Below are 731 nucleotides of genomic sequence, written 5' to 3' on the forward strand. Positions count from 1 at the left end.
CGGTGGTCGGGTGGGTGCCCGAGCCGAACGCCAGGCCCGGGTCCAGCCGCACCACGGCCGCATCGGCGGCCTGCGCGTCTTCGGGCAGTTCATGGTTCCACGGCACGATCCAGGTGCGCGCACCAAAGCGCATCGGCTGGAACTGGTCCAGCCAGGCGCGCTCCCAGTCCTCGTCCTGGACCGTGCGGAAACTGACCGAACTCCAGTCCAGTCCGGCATCGAAGGCTTCCAGCGCGGCCAGCAGCGCCAGCGCATTGGTGTCGGCCGGGAACAGCGCCGTCAGTACCAGTTCGTTCCACAGCGGGGTCTCGCCCACGCCCGGTTCCAGGATCGCCCGCTCGTTGCTGGTGTCGGCGTCGGCATCGAGCATGGTCACCGCCAGCGCGCCGACGTCGTCGAGTGCATTTTCGTAGCGGGGCTGTGTGGCTTCGGTGCAGCGCAGGGTGATTTCGAGAAATGGCATGGGCGAGGGACAGCGACAGCGGGACAGACCGCGCATCCTAGACGAGGCGGCGCCCGATTGCGCGTTTTCCGCCCGCCGATTCAGCCGTTCCGCCGCTGTGGTTGCTAGACTTCGCATCCTTCTGCCGCAGCGGTCTTCGCCGGTTTCCATGCTTTCCAGCCTGTCCAGAAAACCCTGGTACCTGTTGGTGCTGCCGGCGGCCGCGCTGCTGGCGGTGCTGGGCTATCGCAGCGGGCTGGCACAGAGCGGTGCCGGGCCGAGCAGGCTG

At 68.1% G+C, this 731-nt stretch carries 1 protein-coding gene; it reads right to left on the reverse strand.

The features are described from left to right. The coding region (locus JCM9942_RS17350; RefSeq protein WP_172675206.1) for a 50S ribosomal protein L11 methyltransferase at nt 1-463 on the reverse strand (463 nt) is incomplete at its 3' end. Nucleotides 464-731 lie beyond the last annotated feature (268 nt).

The sequence above is a fragment of the Stenotrophomonas pictorum JCM 9942 genome, from assembly GCF_001310775.1.
Classification (GTDB): domain Bacteria; phylum Pseudomonadota; class Gammaproteobacteria; order Xanthomonadales; family Xanthomonadaceae; genus Stenotrophomonas; species Stenotrophomonas pictorum.